The sequence below is a fragment of the Achromobacter mucicolens genome, assembly GCF_029866465.1.
Taxonomy (GTDB): Bacteria; Pseudomonadota; Gammaproteobacteria; order Burkholderiales; family Burkholderiaceae_B; genus Achromobacter; species Achromobacter mucicolens.
In genome coordinates this window covers 2,426,414-2,442,198 of record NZ_CP123364.1, presented here as the reverse complement: position 1 = coordinate 2,442,198, position 15,785 = coordinate 2,426,414, and the positions used below count along the sequence as shown (strand labels likewise).

The following is a 15,785-nucleotide window of genomic DNA, read 5'->3' as shown; positions in this document are numbered from 1 at the left end:
TTCGGTGGCCTCAGCTGCGCGCCGGCTCCGTGCGCGCGGGATCGGCTTCGGCCTCTTCGCGGGCCTCCAGCTCGTTGCCCAGCACCTCTGCCGAATCGGCGTTGGCCGCTTCCGGCTTCAAGCGGCGGCGCGTATGGCCCGCGGCGCGCGCGTCCCCGCCCTCGTCGGGCCGTTCGGCCTGCAGGTGCACGTTGGCGGGCGGCGCAAAGCCGCGCTTGTCCTGCCCGAAGTACACCACCGTGTGCGGGTACGGCAGCTCGATGCCGGCGGCGTCGAAGTGCTTCTTGAGCAGCCGGTTGTAGCCGCGCTGCACCGCCCACTGCATACCGGGGGTGGTCTTGATGAGGATGCGGATGGTCACGCCCTTGTCGTTCACCGCCGTGACCCCCGCCACCGTCATTTCTTCCAGGATCTCCGGTCCAAGCACCGAATCCGTCATCAGTTCGGCGAAGGCCGCGCGCAGATGCTCGATCGCGTCGTCCACGCTTTCGCGGTGCGCAATGGTGTATTCGCCCAGGTGATACGAGAAGTCACGCATGTGGTTGGCCACCACGTCCACCGACGAGAACGGCACCAGATGGTAGCCGCCGTCCAGCGTGCGGATGCCGACCGAACGGATGGTCATCTTCTCGACCGTGCCGAAAACGCCTGCCACCTGCACCACGTCGTTCTCGTTCATCCCGTTCTCAAGCTGGATGAAAACCCCGGTGATGATGTCCTGTACCAGCTTCTGCGCGCCAAAACCGATGGCCAGGCCCACCACGCCGGCGCCCGCGATCAGCGGACCGACGTCGATGCCGATCTGCGAGAGCAGCACCATCAGCGTCATCGTCACGATGACGATCAGCGCGGCGTTGCGGAACAGCGCCAGCAGCGTGCGCTCGCGCGCGCTGGGCATGCCCCGCTCTTCGCTCTGGCTCAGGCGGTGCTCGATGATGCTGGCGATCACCGTCCACGCCAGCATGGCAATCAGGAGGACGATGACGATGTTCAGCACCACCTTGATCGCGGCGGCGCCGGCGTCCGACGCCAGCCAGCGCGACAGGTCAAAGGCCCGCCACGCGTCCAGGATCAGCAGCACGATGATGATGCGGATGATCCAGCCCACCACCTTCAGCGCGGCCGGCACGTAGGCGTTGACGCGCGCTTCCAGCAGCGGCAGCCGCCGGCGCAGGTCGTCCGACAGGCGGATCGGCTTGGACAGCATGGCATTGAGCAGCAGGATCAGCAGGCTGCCCACGCCGATGACCAGCAGCGTCTGCGCCGTGGCGCGGGCCATGAAGGGCAACGCGTCCGTCGGGTCGACCTGGCTGACTACCAGCAGGATGGTGAAGTAGACGATGCCCAGCACGTGCCAGATGCGCGACAGCAGGCGCAGGCGCGATCCCATGAAGGTGGCGGCGCCAGCCGCGCGGCGGTCCAGGCGTTCACGAACGGCGTGCCGGTTCTGCCAGATGACGCGCACGGCGTAGATGTACACCGCCAGCATGATCAGCATGGTCGTCAGCCGTCCCAATGCGGGCGACAGCGCCGCCGCCATCACGGGACCGACCACCAGCGTGCCGTAACCGGCCGCCGCCACGATGCGCACGAGCCACGCGTTCCAGTACTTGGCCAGTTCGTCAGACATCGGCAACAGGCGCAGATGCGGATGGCGCACGGCGAACACCGTGCGGATCAGCACCTTGACGATCTCCACCGCCACAAATGCCTGCAGAAACAGCGAGGCCAGCCCGTCCAGCGTGCCGCGCCCCGGCGTGGTCCAAAGCGCCGCCGCGCCGCCCGCCATGGCGGCCAGCAGGACGACGGCCACGTCGATGGCCAGCGCGCCGATGATCGCGCCCGCGCGGCGCGCCAGCACCTTCATGGACGCCGGCTTGCCGCGCGCGGGCGGCGTGCCGGTTTCGCAACCGTGCTCGGCAACCCAATGGTCGATCCGCGTATAGATGCGCATGGCGATCATGCGCAGCAGGATGAAGGCGATGATGGTGGCGATGGCGGCCATCGCCAGCGGCAGCAAGGCGCTACGCGCCTGGCCGCTGTCCATGCGCAGGTTCTGGCCCGACGCCAGCGCGCGCAGGTCGTCGGCACCCTGCCCCATGTCGGCCGCAATGCTGGTCAGGAAACGCTGGACGCCGTCGGCCATGCGCTCTTGCAGGCTGGGTTCGGACGGCGTGGCGGCAACGGGCTTGGCGGGCGCCGCGCGCGATGGCGCGTTGCCGGCCGGCGCCTGTTTGTCTCCTGCCGCCTGCGACCGAAGCTGGTCGATCAGGGCCTGGCGGGCTTCGGGGTTGTCCAGCAGGTCGGCCAGCGCAGCGGGCGTCAACGTCGAAGGCGTGGCTGCCGGCTCCTGCGCCGACGCAGCCGGCAGCAGCGGGAACGCGGCCACCGCCGGGGCCTGCCACAGGAACGACAAGCAACTGAGCATCGCCGCCAGCAGCCAGGCCGCCAGCCATGGCCTTTCCCGTCTGCGCCGCCAGGAGACGGCGGCATGATGGCGGGTCGGAAGGGAGTGCGATGCTGTCGTTGCGGATCGAACCACTAATAAATCTCCTCTGCGATCAGGGCATGGATGCCAGGGCAAAAAAAAGCGCCGGCGACCGGAGTCGCGGCTTGGTCACTGGCACATGATAAAGCCCATGGGTCTGTCCCCTTTGGGAGCGGCGTGCCGATCGGGACCGGGACCCGTGCGCCGGGGCCCTATCCCGACGGCCGCGCGGGGGCCGGACGGGCGGCCTTATCGCCGCAGGCAATAAACAAGCGGCGATTAATTCGTTGGTGCGGACGCGCCCATTGATTAGAGTCCAACGCCGCCCTACCCGCGCCGCAATCCGGGCGGCGCGCCCAACCACGAGTCCGCTTCATGCCCCCCCGATTCCAAGCTGCACGCCGCAACACCCTGCTCGCCCTTGCCCTGGCCGCCATCGGCATGGCCACCGCGCACGCCGACCAACGCGTCATCCGCATCGTTGTGCCCTACGGCACCGGCGCGGTCCAGGACACCATCGCCCGCGCGATCGGCGACGAACTGGGCAAAGCGCTGGACGCCTCGATCGTGATTGAAAACCGCGCAGGCGCCGGCGGCACCGTAGGGACCGCTCAGGTCGCCCGCGCCAAACCCGATGGCAACACCCTGGTCCTGGCCGCCGCCAGCCACAACATCGCCGGGTATCTATATAAGAATCTCAGCTACGACCCCGGCAAGGACTTCACCGGCGTCGCCTACATCGGCAACACCGGCTACATCATCCTTGCGTCCGCGTCGCTGAACGCCAGGAACACGGCCGAATTCATCCAGGCCGTCAAGGCCAAGCCCGGCGCCTACGACTACGCGTCCGCAGGCAACGGCAGTGCCTCGCACCTGGGCATGGCGTCGTTCCTGACCGCCGCCGGCGCGCAGATGCAGCACATCCCCATGAAGTCCACGGGCGACGCCGTGACCGAACTGCTGGCCGGCCGCGTCCAGGCGGTCACCGCCGCCACCATCGGCGTCACCGCCTACCGCAACGACCCGCGCGTCACGTTCCTGGCCTACACCGGCAAAACCCGCTCACGCTTTGCCCCCGACCTGCCCACCGTGGCCGAAAGCGGCCTGCCCGGCTACGCCTTCGACTCCTGGCTCGGCCTGCTGGCCCCGGCCGGCATCTCCACCGCCGACCGCGACCAGATCAACACCGCCGTGAACAAGGTGCTGGCCGACCCCAAGGTGCAGGCCCGCCTGGCCTCGCTGGGCGTCGAAGCCGAAGCGAAGTCGGCGGCGCAGTTTCAGGAATTGCTGAACGCGGATTTTGAAGCGGCCGGGAAGGTGGTGGCGGCGTCGGGGGCTCGGGTGGAGTAAACCCCGCGAGACTCACCTTCTGCGCATCCCATCCAGCAGCAGATCCGTCATGAACTCGGCCAGCGCTTTCTGCGTGGCGGCGTCGGGGAGCTGGCGGGTGAAGCGTTCGATGATGCCCATGAGGGACTGGCCGAACCACTCGGGCGAGATTTCCGGGCGGAACAGGCCTGCCTGCTGCTCCGAGCGGACGTTGTCGGCGATCAGGGCCACCAGTTCGTCCTTGAGCGCTTCGGCGGCGTCGGCCTGGAAAAAGCCGATTCGCGTGAGGTTGGGGTCTTCCTGCAAGATGGCAAGCAATGTGCCGATGCCTTGCCGGATGCGCGCGGCGAGTGCCGCGCCTTCGAGGTCGCCGGGCAGGCGGGCCTGGCTGATGGCCTGGCGGAGCCGTTGGGCAAACAGGCCCACCAGCTCGTCATAGGCGGCCTGCTTGCTGGTGAAGTATTGATAAAACACGGGCTGGGTCACCCCGGCGCGGGCGACGATATCGCTGACGCGGGTGTGCTGGAATCCCCGCTCGGCGAATTCCGCCGCGGCCACGGTCAACAGTTGCCGCCGCGTGCGTTCACCCTTGGTGAGACGCTTGTCCTGCGGTGCCGAATCGGGTAGTGCCGTGATCATCGCGGAAAAGTACTACCGATCCCTGCTTTCCGCTACCGAAGGCGACGCAGACTGGCCGCACGCTGGCCATTTCGGCTTGCAGCCGTGCCGCCGTCACAGGCCTGAAATCAGTTGAAATTCCCGTAGCGATTCGGGACATACCGCCGAGGCGCCGGCGCAGTACAGTACGCCTATCGTCCGGCCTGATGGCAATCTGCCCATGCCGGACGGCCTTGGAGCAAGATCATGAAGCGGTTTGTGGGCCGGGCGGTTGTTGTGGGATTGGCGCTGGCGGTTGCCAGCGCCCCAGCAATGGCTGGCGGGCGTGGCGGGAATTGGGGCGGTTATGGTGGTGGCTACGGCGGCGGTCATGGTGGCGGCTACCACCATCACGGCGGCGGTGGCAGCAGTTCCAGCGGCTGGTGGATTGGCGGCGCGGTTGCGCTGGCGTCGATCGGGCTGCTGCTGGCAGCCAATTCAGGGCCTTCCTACGTGCAGACCGGGGTTTATTCCTCTGGGGTCGGCTATACCAGCCCGCCGCTGTATGCCGCGCCCGTATATGGCACGACGGTCTATGAAGCCGCGCCGGTCTACACCGCCCCGGTTTACGAAGCGCCGCCGGTTGCGTATTCCACGCCGGTCCCGCAGTACGCGCCGGTGCAATACGAGTCCGCGCCCCCGGTCAATGCCGCCCAGGCGAACGCCACCACGGACTGCCAGCGTTGGGCCATGAACCAGAGCGGTTACGATCCCGCCACCATCACCCAATGGACCACCCAGATCATGGTGGACACCTACAACCGCGCACTGGACTCTTGCATGACCAGCCACGGATATCGCGCAAACTGACAGGCGCGGTGTCGGGGTTATCGGCCGGCGCGCTCGAAGGGCACGCTTTATCGGCGCCAACCGCGCCAGGCAAATATCAAGCCGACGGCCAGGAGCACACCCGCCGGCAGCACCCAGACGAATCCCGAGTCCGTATAGACGACCTGTTCGATCGGATCGTAGTAGCGGCCCAACTCGTTGAACTCCCACCGCAAGTACTGCGCGTACCAGGCGTAAAAGAAGACGGCGGACAGGATCAGGCTTGCCATCGCGGCCACGCGGGCAAACGCGACGCCCCGATGGGTGCGAACGATGCCCTTCCAGGCCAGGTAGCCGCATCCGGCTACCCCGGCCAGCACCAGCCAGTCACCCGCCTCAGCCAGCATCGCCTGCCTCCAGTTCAGCCAGGAACGCCGCCGCTTCAGCCCATTGGTGTTCGCTGAAGACGTACAAGCCTGCACCGCGCAGCAATTGCGCCGTGACGCCCACGCCGGGCTGCCGGCGGCCTGCAAAGTGGCCGTCGTAGACGTAGCCGCTTCCACAAGACGGACTGCCCTCTTTCAGCACGGCCATGCGGATGCCGCGGGCCTGCGCGGCTGCCAACGCTTCGCGCGCCCCGTGCACGAAAGGCGCCGTCACGTCGTCGCCCGTCACGGCGACAACGCGCGCGTGGCCCGCCAGTACCGAGGCCGCGTCCCTGCCCGGCTCGATTTCCGCCGGGGGCCGGGGGATCGGCATGCCGCCGGCCACTTCGGGACAGACCGCCACGACACGCCCCTCTGCCAGCCAGCGGGTCAGGACTGCACCGCCTTGCGGCACCCCGCGACCGTCGTAGCGCACGGGGTTTCCAAGAAGGCAGGAGCTGACCAGAACGGGTTGCATTTGGAATAGGAGCCAAGCGTGGCGGGCGGCGGTCCGGGATGTCCCTGCGGTCAGGCCGAATCGGCCTTCTTTGCGGCCTTGCGCGGCGCGGTCTTGCGAGCCGTTTTGCGCGCCGGCTTGGCAGGGGCAGCAGTGTCGGCGCCGATGTCGGCGGCAGGTGCCGATGACGGCGCCGGCTGGGCGGACTGCGCCGGGGCCGAGGTGTTCGGGCGCTCGGGCGTTCCCTGCGTCTCGGCCGCCGCCTCCGTCTTGGCCGCCGTCTTGCGGGCGCCCCTGGCGGGTTTGGCAGCGGACTTGGCCGCGGATTTCGTGGCGGGCTTGGCGGGTGCGGCGTCCGAAGCGGCATCGGAAGCTGATTCGGAATCGGACCCGGCGGTTCCTCGGCGCGCCCCGGCGAAGGGATCCGAGGCCTCGCCCCGGCGTTCGCGTTCCGTTTTGGCGGGCGGCGCCACGAACATCCATTCGGAAACGTTCACGACGGGCGGCGGGCCAGAGACAAGCGCCGATTGCGGCAGCGGGGGCATCGGCCGCATCATGGGAGGGGCCGTGTCGGCGGCTGGCCTCCCTTTGGGAGCCTGTCCTTCTCCCGCAGCCGGCCCTTCCGAGGCCGCTTGGTTTTCAGGCGCAGCCTGCCCGCCGGACGATTCCGTCACCGCGGATGCCGCGCGCGCTTCGGTCGAACCCTGCAGCCCCGAGCCCGCTTCGGCGTGCCCGGCCTGAACCGATTGCCGCGCATCGTCGCTGCCTCTTGCGCCGCGCCCCCGGCGGCCCGAACGTCCTTGCCGCGCGTTGTCCTTCTGTCCGGCCGTGCGCGCCCGCGGGGATTCTTCCAGAGGCGCTGCGCCCGCCCCCTGACCCGGCGCCTGCGACACGTCCACCTCCGTGCCGCCTTCGGTCTGCTGCGGTGCGTCGGGCTGCTTCCAGGCATCCGCGCCTTCGGCAAGCGCCTCGGGCGCTGCCCCGGTCTCGTCCCGATCGGCGCCCTCGCCCTGCGAACCCGCCGCGCGGCCGCCCTCGGCCTTGCGGCCGCCGCGCGACTTGCGGGCATTGCGTCCGCCCGCGGCCGGCGCTTCCCCGTTATCGGTCACAACGTCGGCCGGCCCGGCGCCGTGCGCCTGACCGCCCCGGATCGAAGGCGCGTCGCCCGTGCTGTCGCGGTACACGTACGTGCCGGACTTCTCTTCGCGGCCGACCTCCAGAAAGCCGCGCGACTGCGCTTCTTCCAGCAGGTTGCCGAACGCGCGAAAGCCATAGTAGGACTCGTTGAAATCCGGCTTGCGGCGTTTCAAGGCGTCTTTCAGGGCCGACGCCCAGATCTTGCCGCTGTCGCCGCGTTCGGCCATCAGCGCCTCGAAGGTCTCGACCACCATCTCGACGGCGCGCGTCTTGCGCGCGTCCTGCTCTTCCTTGCGGCGGCGCTCCTCGTCGGGCGAGCGGCGCTGGGCGCTGGCGCCCCGGGTGTCGCGCCGTGCCTCGGCGGTACGCTGGCCTTCACGGGCCAGATCGTCATAGAAGATGAATTCGTCGCAGTTGGCGATGAGCAGGTCCGACGTGGACTGCTTGACGCCCACGCCGATGACCTTCTTGTTGTTCTCGCGCAGCTTGGACACCAGCGGCGAAAAATCGGAGTCGCCGCTGATGATGACGAAGGTGTTGACGTGGGACTTGGTGTAGCAGAAGTCCAGCGCGTCCACGACCAGGCGGATGTCGGCCGAGTTCTTGCCCGACTGCCGCACGTGCGGGATTTCGATCAGTTCGAAATTGGCCTCGTGCATGGGCGCCTTGAATTCCTTGTAGCGCTCCCAGTCGCAATAGGCCTTCTTGACGACGATGCTGCCCTTGAGCAGCAAGCGCTCGAGCACCGGCCGGATGTCGAACTTCTGGAATTTGGTGTCGCGCACACCCAGCGCCACGTTCTCGAAGTCGCAGAAAAGCGCCATGCTGACGTTTTCGTTGGGGTTGTTCATGTTCTCTCCAATGCCACGGTCGACAAGGCCAAGCCAGGCCTTCGACCGCCAGAATCCGCCCATGATATACATATCCGCTTGATCTTCTCGTCCGCCCCCCTCTGCCCGCCATGCCAGACGCCCTGCCGCCCGCCGAACTCCTGACCGACCGCCTGGTGCTGCGCCCCCTGTCCCTGGACGACGCCCACGCCATCCAGCGCACATTTGCCCATTGGGAGGTCGTGCGCTTTCTGGCCGACAAGGTGCCCTGGCCTTACCCGGCCGACGGGGCACGCCAGTTTCTGTTGAACGCCGCGCTGCCGGCCATGCGCCGCGGATCGCAGTGGCATTGGTCGATCCGCACGCGCGCGCTGCCGGACGAGCTGATCGGCGTCGTCAGCCTGATGGAGGATGACCCTGACAACAACCGCGGCTTCTGGCTGGACCCTGCCCACCAGGGGCGCGGTTACATGACCGAAGCCAGCGCCGCCGTCACCGCCTACTGGTTCGGCGTGCTGGGCAAAACCGTTCTGCGCGCGCCCAAGGCCATCGCCAACACGGCCTCGCGGCGGATCTCGGCGCGCAGCGGCATGCGGCTGGTGGGCACGGAAGAGCGCGGCTTCGTCAGCGGCCGCCATCTGGCCGAGATCTGGGAGATCACCCGCGAGGAATGGCTGGCACAGCAGGACGCCGTGGCCAAGCCGTAGACCGTCCCCGTTTTGCGCCCGGCGGCTGCGTTCGGCTAGTCGGACGGCCGCCAGAGCGCCGCAAGCAAATCGCCCGCCTGACTGGCGGATTAAGCCGGCGCTTACCGCCTATTTCGCCCCGCTTTCCGGCCAATTGATCGGGGCGTTCGCTGGCTAGAATTCCCGACAATCCGGCTTTCCGCGCGTGGAATGCCATGTTCTCGGGCAAGATCCATGAATCCGTCTACCGTCATCGGCGCCGTTGTCGGCCTGCTCACGCTCATCATCGTCGTGGCGCTGTCCGCCAACGACGCCAGCATGTATTTCAACCTGCCCGGCCTGGCGATCGTGCTGGGCGGCACCTGCGCCGCGCTGTTCATCGCCTACCCGCTGCAGGAAGTCGTGCGCGTCTTCAAGCTGGTGCGCACGGTGTTCCGCAACGACCAGCACGACCAGCAGCGCGACATCGAGGAGCTGGTGTCGATGGCGCAGCTCTGGATGAACGCCGACGTGCATAAGGTCGAGCACGAGCTCAAGAAGGTGTCGAACCCCTTCCTGCGCACGGGCGTGCAGCTGATCATCGACAACACGCCCGAAGACCAGATCATCGAACTCCTGAAGTGGCGCGTGGCCCGCCTGCGCGCCCGCGAACAGGCCGAAGCCCAGATGTTCCGCGTGATGGCCACCTTTGCCCCGGCCTTCGGGATGCTGGGCACGCTGGTCGGCCTGATCAACCTGATGGGCGTCCTGGGCGACGGCAGCATGCAGACCATCGGCCAGCAACTGGCCATCGGCCTGATGACCACGTTCTACGGCATCCTGCTGGCCAACCTGGTCTGCAAGCCGATCGCGCTGAAGCTGGAACGCCGCACGGCGCGCCGCGTCGAGTCCATGAACATGGTGCTGCAAGGCATCTCGATGATGTGCGAGAAGCGCGGTCCGGCCATGGTGCGCGAGACCCTGAATTCCTTCGTCATGCACGTCGAGGACGAAATCTATGACGGCGGTGCCGACGCCAAGCCCAAGGCCAAGGCCAAGACCGAAGGCCAGGTCAAGCCGGCTGCAACCGCCCCCCGCGCCACGGCCGCCGCCCCCGTGTCCATCGCCCGTCCCGCTGCCGCGCGTCAATGAGCCTGATTTCCCCTTCCCTTGCGCAGCGGATCGAGCAGGCCCGCCAGGCGCAGCTGCGCGCGCAAAAGGCGGCCGCCGCCAGCGGCTGGCGGCCCAGCGACAGCGATCGCCAGGACCGCTATGCGCGCTGGCACGTCGAGGATGCCGTCGAGCAGGATTCCGAGAACTGGCTGCTGAGCTACCTTGACCTCATCACGCTGCTGCTGGCGATGCTGGTTGTGATGCTGGCGGTTGCACTGAACGGCGGCGGCTACGCCAAGTCCGAAGCGCCCGTGGAGCTGGTGGGCACGCTGGCCGCAAGCGGCTTGCCCAAGTACGACGGCGAGTATGCCGAGTTCGAGACCGTGCAGATCCCGGCCAGCTGGACCGAAGCGCCCGCAGCCGCCACGGCCACCGCGGCAGCCGCGCCCGCCCCGGCCGATGACGAGGTCGTGGTGGCCGAGGCCGCCAAGCCGCTGACCGCCCCGTCCAAGGAATCGCTCGGCCTGGCGGACCTGGGCAATTCGGTGGATGTGATCGTCAATGAACAGTCGGTCAGCTTTCGCATCAGCAACGAGCTGCTGTTCGCCTCGGGCCAGGCCACCCTCAGCAACGAGGGCCTGAACGTGATCAAGCGCCTGGCCGGCATCCTCAACAAGAACGACTACCAGGTGTCGGTCGAAGGCCACAGCGACCCGGTGCCCATCCTGACCAAGCAGTTCGCCTCGAACTGGGAACTGTCCAGCAGCCGCGCGACCAGCGTGTTGCGCGAACTGGTGCGCGACGGCGTGGCGCCGCAACGGCTGCGCGCGGTGGGCTACGCAGAGACGCGCCCGATCGAGTCCAACGACACGGCCGCCGGCCGTGCCGCCAACCGCCGGGTCGAGCTGATCATGGACATCGCGCCGCCCCAGGCCAAGACCGCCGCCGCCCCTCAGGCGCCTGTCGCAGGCAAACCGGCCGAAACGCCCCAGGCCGCCGCGCCCGCGGTGAACGCAGCAACGCCGGTCGCCAAGACGGCGGGCGGCAAGACGTCGGCCCCGAACGCAAAGCCCGCCGGGAATGCCGCGAAGGCGCCGGCGTCCGCCGCGCCGGCCCAGTCTTGATCGCGTCAGCGATCCCTTTTTTAGAAACCGGCGCAAGCCGGTTTTTTTATTGGCCCGCCGCCGTTCTCGGACGACGTGAAGGACGAGCGATGTAAGGGACGCTTGATGTAAAGGACACTTGACACTCCACCCGCGCCCCGCCAGAATGTCAAGCACGCTTTACATCCACAAGGGATTTTCATGAATCAACACCAGGCCAAGCGCCGTTATTTCAAGGAGCTGGGCATCGCGCTGGCGCTCTATGTCGTGCTGCTGGCGGCCGCGCTTTGGCTCAGTCTGGACATGCCGTCCGGCATGCTGCGCACCGTCGTGCTGCTGACCCCCATGCTGGCGTTCCTGCTGGCGCTGCGCGCCGTGGTCCGCGCCGTTCGCCGGTCCGACGAATTCATCCGCAAGACCACGCTGGAACACCTGGCAATCGCCGCTGCCGTCACGGCGGGGGTCACATTCACGTATGGCTTTCTGGAGATCGCGGGCTTTCCCAAACTGAGCATGTTTGTGGTCTGGCCGCTGATGGGCGGGGTCTGGGCGTTTACCACCATCGTCGACACGCTGCGCCATCGATGAAAAACCGCATCCGCGAATTGCGCGCCGAACGCGGCTGGAGTCAGTCGGCCCTGGCCGAGCGGCTGGACGTCTCGCGCCAGACCGTCAACGCTATCGAGACGGGGCGATACGATCCGAGCCTGCCGCTCGCCTTCGCCATCGCGCGGGTTTTTCAGGCCTCGATCGAATCGATCTTCCAGGAAGACTGAGCCCCCCGCCGCCATGGCGCGCGCGCGGGGCCGGCGGTAACCTAGCAGCCCCGCCGTTCGCGGCGTCTGCCGTTTGCTCTGGGAGTCCCCATGCCTTTCCTGCTGCTGATCGTAGAACCGGTGGGCCAACGCGCCCAGCGCACGCCCGACGAAGGCCGTGAGGCCTACGCGCAAATGGTGCAATACGCCGAATCCCTGCAATCGCGCGGCCTGCTGACACGCGCCGAGTCCCTGAAGTCCGATGCCGAAGGCGTTCGGCTGAGCATCCGCGACGGCGAACGCCAGCTGATGGACGGTCCCTACGCCGAAGCCAAGGAAATGATCGGCGGATTCTTCCTTCTGACCTGCGAGACCCGCGAAGAAGCGCTGACGCTGGCGGCCGAGTGTCCGGCCGCCCAGTGGGCCACGGTCGAGGTCAGGGAACTGGGGCCCTGCTTCATGTAACGCAGGGCCGGCCCGAACGCCTTGCGCGGGCCGGCGCCGGCATCAGCAATTGCCCTTCTTGGCCTGTCCGGGCGGACAGAAGCCGCCCCGGCCGCCGCCATCGTGCGGATCGACGACCACGGAACCTTGCGGCGTGTACACGGCACAGCCGGTCAGCAGGGTGGCGACAAGGGCAAGACTGAACAGGACTTTCATCGTTGTGCTTCAAAGGGTTGGGGACGGAAGCGAGTGTATGAGAGGCGCGTGCAACAAGGGCTGGACCTTCGTAACGAGGTGCTAGGACGGCAGCGACGACCCGCCGGCTAGGGGTTATCCCTGAATTTACAAAGTTGATGTCGATCCGGGACATCCACGTTCGTCGTACCTGTACAAGCGCCCCCTCGGGCCTTGCCTACCCAGGAGATTCAGATGCGATTCATGATCATCGTCCGGGCCACGCCCGATAGCGAAGCCGGCATGATGCCGGACGACAGCCTGCTCGCCTCGATGGCGACCTATCACGAAGCCTTGGTCAAGGCGGGCGTGTTGCTGGATGCCAACGGATTGCAGCCGACCTCCAAGGGCTGGCGCGTGCGCTATGACGGAAGCGGCGAACGCAAACTGATCGACGGCCCGTTCGCCGAAACCAAGGAACTGATCGCCGGCTACACGATGATCCAGGTGCGCTCGCGCGAAGAGGCGATGCAGTGGGCGATGCGTTTTCCGTCGCCCTTCCCCGGCCAACCCTGCGAAATCGAGGTGCGCCAGGTGTTCGAACTGGATGATTTCGAGCCCAGCCAGGAAGTCGAGCGCTTCCGCCAGATGCCCGCCCCCAGCCTCTGAGTCCCCCGAACCCACCCCGACCACTGCAGCGAGACACGCCATGCACAAGCAGATCTTCGTCAACCTTCCCATCAGCGACATGCAGAAGTCCCAGGCATTCTTCAAGAAACTGGGCTACAGCTTCAATCCCGATTTCACCAACGACCAGGGCGCGTGCATGGTCGTTGGCGACAACCTGTACGTCATGCTGCTGGTGAAGGACTTCTTCAAGGGCTTTACCGGCAAGCCGGTGGCCGATGCCACCCAGACGACGGAAGTGCTGGTCTGCCTGTCGTGCGAGAGCCGGGCCGAGGTCGACGACCTGGTGGCGCGCGCCGTGGCGGCGGGCGGCTCGGCGCCGCGGGCGCCGCAGGATCACGGTTTCATGTACGCGCACGGGTTCGAGGACCTGGACGGGCATATCTGGGAACTCGTCTACATGGTTCCCGGCGACGCGGCCGGCGCATGACGATCGCGGCCACGCATCGCGCCATCGAAGCGGTCTGGCGGATCGAATCCGCCAGCGTCATCGCGGGCGTGGCGCGCCTGGTGCGCGACGTGGGACTGGCCGAAGAACTGGCGCAGGATGCGCTGGTCGCCGCGCTGGAACGCTGGCCCCAGACGGGCGTGCCGGACAATCCCGGAGCATGGCTGATGACCACCGCGAAGAACCGTGCGCGCGACCGGCTGCGGCTCGATGCGCTGCATACCCGCAAGCACGAGCAGATCGGCCATGAACTCGAGGCGTTGCAGGCCGACGTGGAGCCAAACTTCGTCGACGCGCTGGACGCGGCGCGCCAGGACGACATCGGCGACGACCTGCTGCGCCTGGTCTTCACGGCCTGCCATCCGCTCTTGTCCACCGAGGCGCGCGTGGCGCTGACACTGCGCCTGCTGGGCGGGCTGACCACGGCGGAAATTGCGCGCGCCTTCCTGGCATCGGAATCGGCGATTGCGCAGCGCATCGTGCGCGCCAAACGCACCCTGTCGGCCGCCAACGTGCCGTTCGAGGTGCCGTCGGCGGCCGACCGCGCGCCGCGCCTGGCGTCCGTGCTGGAGGTCATCTACCTGATCTTCAACGAGGGGTATTCCGCGACCTCGGGCGACGACTGGATGCGGCCGGGCCTGTGTGACGAAGCGCTGCGCCTGGCGCGTATCCTGGCCGAACTGACGCCGACCGAAGGCGAAGTGCACGGCCTGGTCGCGCTGATGGAATTGCAGGCATCTCGCCTGCACGCGCGCACCGATGGCCAGGGCCGGCCCGTGCTGTTGATGGACCAGGACCGGCGGCGCTGGGATCCGCTGCTGATCCGCCGCGGACTGGCGGCGCTGGCGCGCGCCGATGCGCTGGGCGGCGCGCGCGGTCCCTATGCGCTGCAGGCCGCGCTGGCCGCCTGCCACGCCCAGGCCCGCACGCCCGCGGAAACCGACTGGCCGCGCATCGTGGCCCTGTACGACGCGCTCGCCCAGGCTGCGCCGTCGCCGGTGGTGGAACTGAACCGCGCGGTCGCCATCGGCATGGCGTTCGGCCCGCAGGCCGCGCTGGACCTGGTCGATCAACTGGCTTCGGAGCCGTCGCTGGCGAACTACCACTGGCTGCCCAGCGTGCGCGCCGATCTGCTGGCCAAACTGGGGCGCGGCCCCGAGGCGCGCGCCGAATTCGAACGCGCGGCGGCAATGACGCGCAACGCCCGCGAACGCGCGTTGCTGCTGGCGCGCGCGCAGGAGATGCCGCAGGAGTCGGACGGCGGCCCTGTGAATTGAGGCCTGGGGTCTGAGGCGCGGGGTCTAAGGCGTGGGGCTCTAAGACTCAGGGTGGAGGCCCGCCGTGACGGCGTGCTTAAATCCCACGCATGCTGGACATCGACGCCGCCCCTCACGATATGGCCGCGCCCCCCATCACGGGCGTGCCGGCGGCGTTCGACCATCCCAATGACCGCGCGCAATTCCGCCGGCCGGCCCACCAGCCCGGCATCGAGCTCTACCGCGCGCACATCATCCGCCACGCGTTCGAACCGCATACGCACGAGGCCTTCGGACTGGGCGCCATCGAATCCGGCGTCGAACGATTCCGTTATCGCGGCGCCGACCATCTGGCGCCGTCCGGCTCGCTGGTGCTGATGAACCCGGACGAGCTGCACACCGGGCGCGCCGAAACGGAAGGCGGCTGGCGCTACCGCATGGTCTACATCGACCCGGACGTTGCCGCGCGGGTCACGGGGGAATCGGGCTGGTGGTTCGGCGCGGCGGTGGGACATGATGCCCCCGCAGCGCAGCGCGTGACGGCTTTGCTGGATACGCTGTGGAACGCGTCCGAGCCGCTGGCGTTCGACAGTGCGCTGCACGCGCTGCTTGCCCAGTTTCGACCCCATGCCCGCGTGCCGCGCCCGGCCGCCGCCCAGGGCGCGCCGCGATTCGCCCACGTCATCGAGTACCTGCGCGCGAACCTGTCGCGGCGTCTGACGCTGCACGAACTGGCGGCGCAAGCCGGATTGAGCCCCTTCCATTTCCTGCGCAGCTTCCAGGCGCAGCATCACGCCACCCCGCAGCAGATGCTGATGGCGCTGCGGCTGTACGAAGCCAAGCGCCTGCTGGCCGCCGGCATGCCGCCTGCCCAGGTCGCCCTCGCGGCCGGGCTGACCGACCAGGCCCATCTGACCCGCGCGTTCTCGCGCCGCTACGGCGTCACCCCCGCGCGCTATCAAAGGCAGGGGCACGCCTAGTGACGCACGGTTAGTTCCCCCACCGCAATCTCGTACAAGACCTGCCCCGCGCCGCTGGCTAGACTGCCC

General features: G+C 67.9%; 18 protein-coding genes. 12 read left to right on the top strand and 6 right to left on the bottom strand.

Annotated elements, in window-relative coordinates; all coding sequences use genetic code 11:
- Nucleotides 1–10: 10 nt before the first annotated feature.
- The gene (locus tag QEP15_RS11155; protein ID WP_280148778.1) at nucleotides 11–2,428 is read right to left on the bottom strand and encodes a mechanosensitive ion channel domain-containing protein; all 2,418 of its coding nucleotides are present in this window, start codon (nucleotides 2,426–2,428) and stop codon (nucleotides 11–13) included.
- A gap of 435 nt (nucleotides 2,429–2,863) precedes the next feature.
- Between QEP15_RS11155 and QEP15_RS11150 the strand changes: the two genes are divergently transcribed.
- Complete coding sequence (locus tag QEP15_RS11150; RefSeq protein WP_280148777.1) at nucleotides 2,864–3,838, top strand: tripartite tricarboxylate transporter substrate-binding protein; 975 nt, start codon at nucleotides 2,864–2,866, stop codon at nucleotides 3,836–3,838.
- A 12-nt stretch (nucleotides 3,839–3,850) separates the two neighbouring features.
- On the opposite strand, the gene QEP15_RS11145 is transcribed toward QEP15_RS11150, so the two are convergent.
- Nucleotides 3,851–4,456 carry a TetR/AcrR family transcriptional regulator gene (locus QEP15_RS11145; RefSeq protein ID WP_152384270.1) on the bottom strand — a complete coding sequence of 202 codons (606 nt, stop codon included), beginning with the start codon at nucleotides 4,454–4,456 and terminating at the stop codon, nucleotides 3,851–3,853.
- 225 nt (nucleotides 4,457–4,681) lie between these two features.
- On the opposite strand from QEP15_RS11145, the gene QEP15_RS11140 reads away from it, so the two are divergent.
- Nucleotides 4,682–5,284 (top strand): hypothetical protein, encoded by a 603-nt coding sequence (locus QEP15_RS11140; RefSeq protein WP_280148776.1) that lies wholly within the window; start codon nucleotides 4,682–4,684, stop codon nucleotides 5,282–5,284.
- Nucleotides 5,285–5,331: 47 nt separating this feature from the next.
- Here QEP15_RS11140 and QEP15_RS11135 read toward each other — a convergent pair whose 3' ends face one another.
- The 3 genes from QEP15_RS11135 to QEP15_RS11125 are packed head-to-tail and all read right to left on the bottom strand — an operon-like array spanning nucleotide 5,332 to nucleotide 8,112.
- Nucleotides 5,332–5,649, bottom strand: a complete 318-nt coding sequence (locus QEP15_RS11135; protein ID WP_062841553.1) for a hypothetical protein — start codon at nucleotides 5,647–5,649, stop codon at nucleotides 5,332–5,334.
- On the bottom strand, nucleotides 5,639–6,145 hold the full coding sequence (locus QEP15_RS11130) for a 2-thiouracil desulfurase family protein (protein WP_280148775.1): 507 nt from the start codon (nucleotides 6,143–6,145) through the stop codon (nucleotides 5,639–5,641). Before QEP15_RS11130 ends, QEP15_RS11135 begins: the two co-directional genes overlap by 11 nt.
- Before the next feature lie 50 nt (nucleotides 6,146–6,195).
- A complete protein-coding gene (locus QEP15_RS11125) occupies nucleotides 6,196–8,112 on the bottom strand; it encodes an NYN domain-containing protein (protein WP_280148774.1) in 1,917 nt (638 codons plus the stop codon).
- Nucleotides 8,113–8,222: 110 nt separating this feature from the next.
- Between QEP15_RS11125 and QEP15_RS11120 the strand changes: the two genes are divergently transcribed.
- From QEP15_RS11120 to QEP15_RS11095, 6 genes are all read left to right on the top strand, one after another.
- Nucleotides 8,223–8,798 (top strand): GNAT family N-acetyltransferase, encoded by a 576-nt coding sequence (locus QEP15_RS11120; RefSeq protein ID WP_175155361.1) that lies wholly within the window; start codon nucleotides 8,223–8,225, stop codon nucleotides 8,796–8,798.
- Between the two features lie 213 nt (nucleotides 8,799–9,011).
- The gene (locus tag QEP15_RS11115; protein WP_280148773.1) at nucleotides 9,012–9,908 is read left to right on the top strand and encodes a motility protein A; all 897 of its coding nucleotides are present in this window, start codon (nucleotides 9,012–9,014) and stop codon (nucleotides 9,906–9,908) included.
- Nucleotides 9,905–10,993: an OmpA/MotB family protein gene (locus QEP15_RS11110; RefSeq protein WP_175155359.1), complete on the top strand. Its 1,089-nt coding sequence runs from the start codon at nucleotides 9,905–9,907 to the stop codon at nucleotides 10,991–10,993. Before QEP15_RS11115 ends, QEP15_RS11110 begins: the two co-directional genes overlap by 4 nt.
- A 180-nt stretch (nucleotides 10,994–11,173) precedes the next feature.
- Nucleotides 11,174–11,560 carry a hypothetical protein gene (locus QEP15_RS11105; protein WP_175155358.1) on the top strand — a complete coding sequence of 129 codons (387 nt, stop codon included), beginning with the start codon at nucleotides 11,174–11,176 and terminating at the stop codon, nucleotides 11,558–11,560.
- Nucleotides 11,557–11,748 (top strand): helix-turn-helix transcriptional regulator, encoded by a 192-nt coding sequence (locus QEP15_RS11100; RefSeq protein ID WP_175155357.1) that lies wholly within the window; start codon nucleotides 11,557–11,559, stop codon nucleotides 11,746–11,748. The genes QEP15_RS11105 and QEP15_RS11100 overlap by 4 nt, the downstream gene beginning before the upstream one ends.
- 90 nt (nucleotides 11,749–11,838) lie before the next feature.
- A complete protein-coding gene (locus QEP15_RS11095) occupies nucleotides 11,839–12,192 on the top strand; it encodes a YciI family protein (RefSeq protein ID WP_175155356.1) in 354 nt (117 codons plus the stop codon).
- 42 nt (nucleotides 12,193–12,234) lie between these two features.
- Here QEP15_RS11095 and QEP15_RS11090 read toward each other — a convergent pair whose 3' ends face one another.
- Entirely contained in the window at nucleotides 12,235–12,387 is a 153-nt protein-coding gene (locus QEP15_RS11090; RefSeq protein ID WP_172802141.1) for a hypothetical protein, read from the bottom strand.
- 213 nt (nucleotides 12,388–12,600) lie between these two features.
- On the opposite strand from QEP15_RS11090, the gene QEP15_RS11085 reads away from it, so the two are divergent.
- The 4 genes from QEP15_RS11085 to QEP15_RS11070 all read left to right on the top strand — a co-directional run bounded on the left by QEP15_RS11085 (nucleotide 12,601) and on the right by QEP15_RS11070 (nucleotide 15,716).
- A complete protein-coding gene (locus QEP15_RS11085; RefSeq protein WP_056317037.1) occupies nucleotides 12,601–13,014 on the top strand; it encodes a YciI family protein in 414 nt (137 codons plus the stop codon).
- 40 nt (nucleotides 13,015–13,054) lie between these two features.
- Entirely contained in the window at nucleotides 13,055–13,462 is a 408-nt protein-coding gene (locus QEP15_RS11080; RefSeq protein ID WP_280148772.1) for a VOC family protein, read from the top strand.
- On the top strand, nucleotides 13,459–14,757 hold the full coding sequence (locus tag QEP15_RS11075) for an RNA polymerase sigma factor (protein ID WP_280148771.1): 1,299 nt from the start codon (nucleotides 13,459–13,461) through the stop codon (nucleotides 14,755–14,757). The genes QEP15_RS11080 and QEP15_RS11075 overlap by 4 nt, the downstream gene beginning before the upstream one ends.
- 89 nt (nucleotides 14,758–14,846) lie before the next feature.
- Nucleotides 14,847–15,716, top strand: coding sequence for an AraC family transcriptional regulator (locus QEP15_RS11070; protein WP_152384257.1), 870 nt, complete (start codon nucleotides 14,847–14,849; stop codon nucleotides 15,714–15,716).
- The last annotated feature ends 69 nt before the right edge of the window (nucleotides 15,717–15,785 follow it).

Coding starts and splice junctions, on each gene's coding strand:
- QEP15_RS11080 (WP_280148772.1), top strand. CDS start 13,055: ATGCACAAGCAGATCTTCGTCAACCTTCCCATCAGCGACATGCAGAAG.
- QEP15_RS11135 (WP_062841553.1), bottom strand. CDS start 5,649: ATGCTGGCTGAGGCGGGTGACTGGCTGGTGCTGGCCGGGGTAGCCGGA.
- QEP15_RS11105 (WP_175155358.1), top strand. CDS start 11,174: ATGAATCAACACCAGGCCAAGCGCCGTTATTTCAAGGAGCTGGGCATC.
- QEP15_RS11125 (WP_280148774.1), bottom strand. CDS start 8,112: ATGAACAACCCCAACGAAAACGTCAGCATGGCGCTTTTCTGCGACTTC.
- QEP15_RS11075 (WP_280148771.1), top strand. CDS start 13,459: ATGACGATCGCGGCCACGCATCGCGCCATCGAAGCGGTCTGGCGGATC.
- QEP15_RS11130 (WP_280148775.1), bottom strand. CDS start 6,145: ATGCAACCCGTTCTGGTCAGCTCCTGCCTTCTTGGAAACCCCGTGCGC.
- QEP15_RS11100 (WP_175155357.1), top strand. CDS start 11,557: ATGAAAAACCGCATCCGCGAATTGCGCGCCGAACGCGGCTGGAGTCAG.
- QEP15_RS11145 (WP_152384270.1), bottom strand. CDS start 4,456: ATGATCACGGCACTACCCGATTCGGCACCGCAGGACAAGCGTCTCACC.
- QEP15_RS11150 (WP_280148777.1), top strand. CDS start 2,864: ATGCCCCCCCGATTCCAAGCTGCACGCCGCAACACCCTGCTCGCCCTT.
- QEP15_RS11070 (WP_152384257.1), top strand. CDS start 14,847: ATGCTGGACATCGACGCCGCCCCTCACGATATGGCCGCGCCCCCCATC.
- QEP15_RS11120 (WP_175155361.1), top strand. CDS start 8,223: ATGCCAGACGCCCTGCCGCCCGCCGAACTCCTGACCGACCGCCTGGTG.
- QEP15_RS11115 (WP_280148773.1), top strand. CDS start 9,012: ATGAATCCGTCTACCGTCATCGGCGCCGTTGTCGGCCTGCTCACGCTC.
- QEP15_RS11085 (WP_056317037.1), top strand. CDS start 12,601: ATGCGATTCATGATCATCGTCCGGGCCACGCCCGATAGCGAAGCCGGC.
- QEP15_RS11140 (WP_280148776.1), top strand. CDS start 4,682: ATGAAGCGGTTTGTGGGCCGGGCGGTTGTTGTGGGATTGGCGCTGGCG.
- QEP15_RS11155 (WP_280148778.1), bottom strand. CDS start 2,428: ATGCTCAGTTGCTTGTCGTTCCTGTGGCAGGCCCCGGCGGTGGCCGCG.
- QEP15_RS11110 (WP_175155359.1), top strand. CDS start 9,905: ATGAGCCTGATTTCCCCTTCCCTTGCGCAGCGGATCGAGCAGGCCCGC.
- QEP15_RS11090 (WP_172802141.1), bottom strand. CDS start 12,387: ATGAAAGTCCTGTTCAGTCTTGCCCTTGTCGCCACCCTGCTGACCGGC.
- QEP15_RS11095 (WP_175155356.1), top strand. CDS start 11,839: ATGCCTTTCCTGCTGCTGATCGTAGAACCGGTGGGCCAACGCGCCCAG.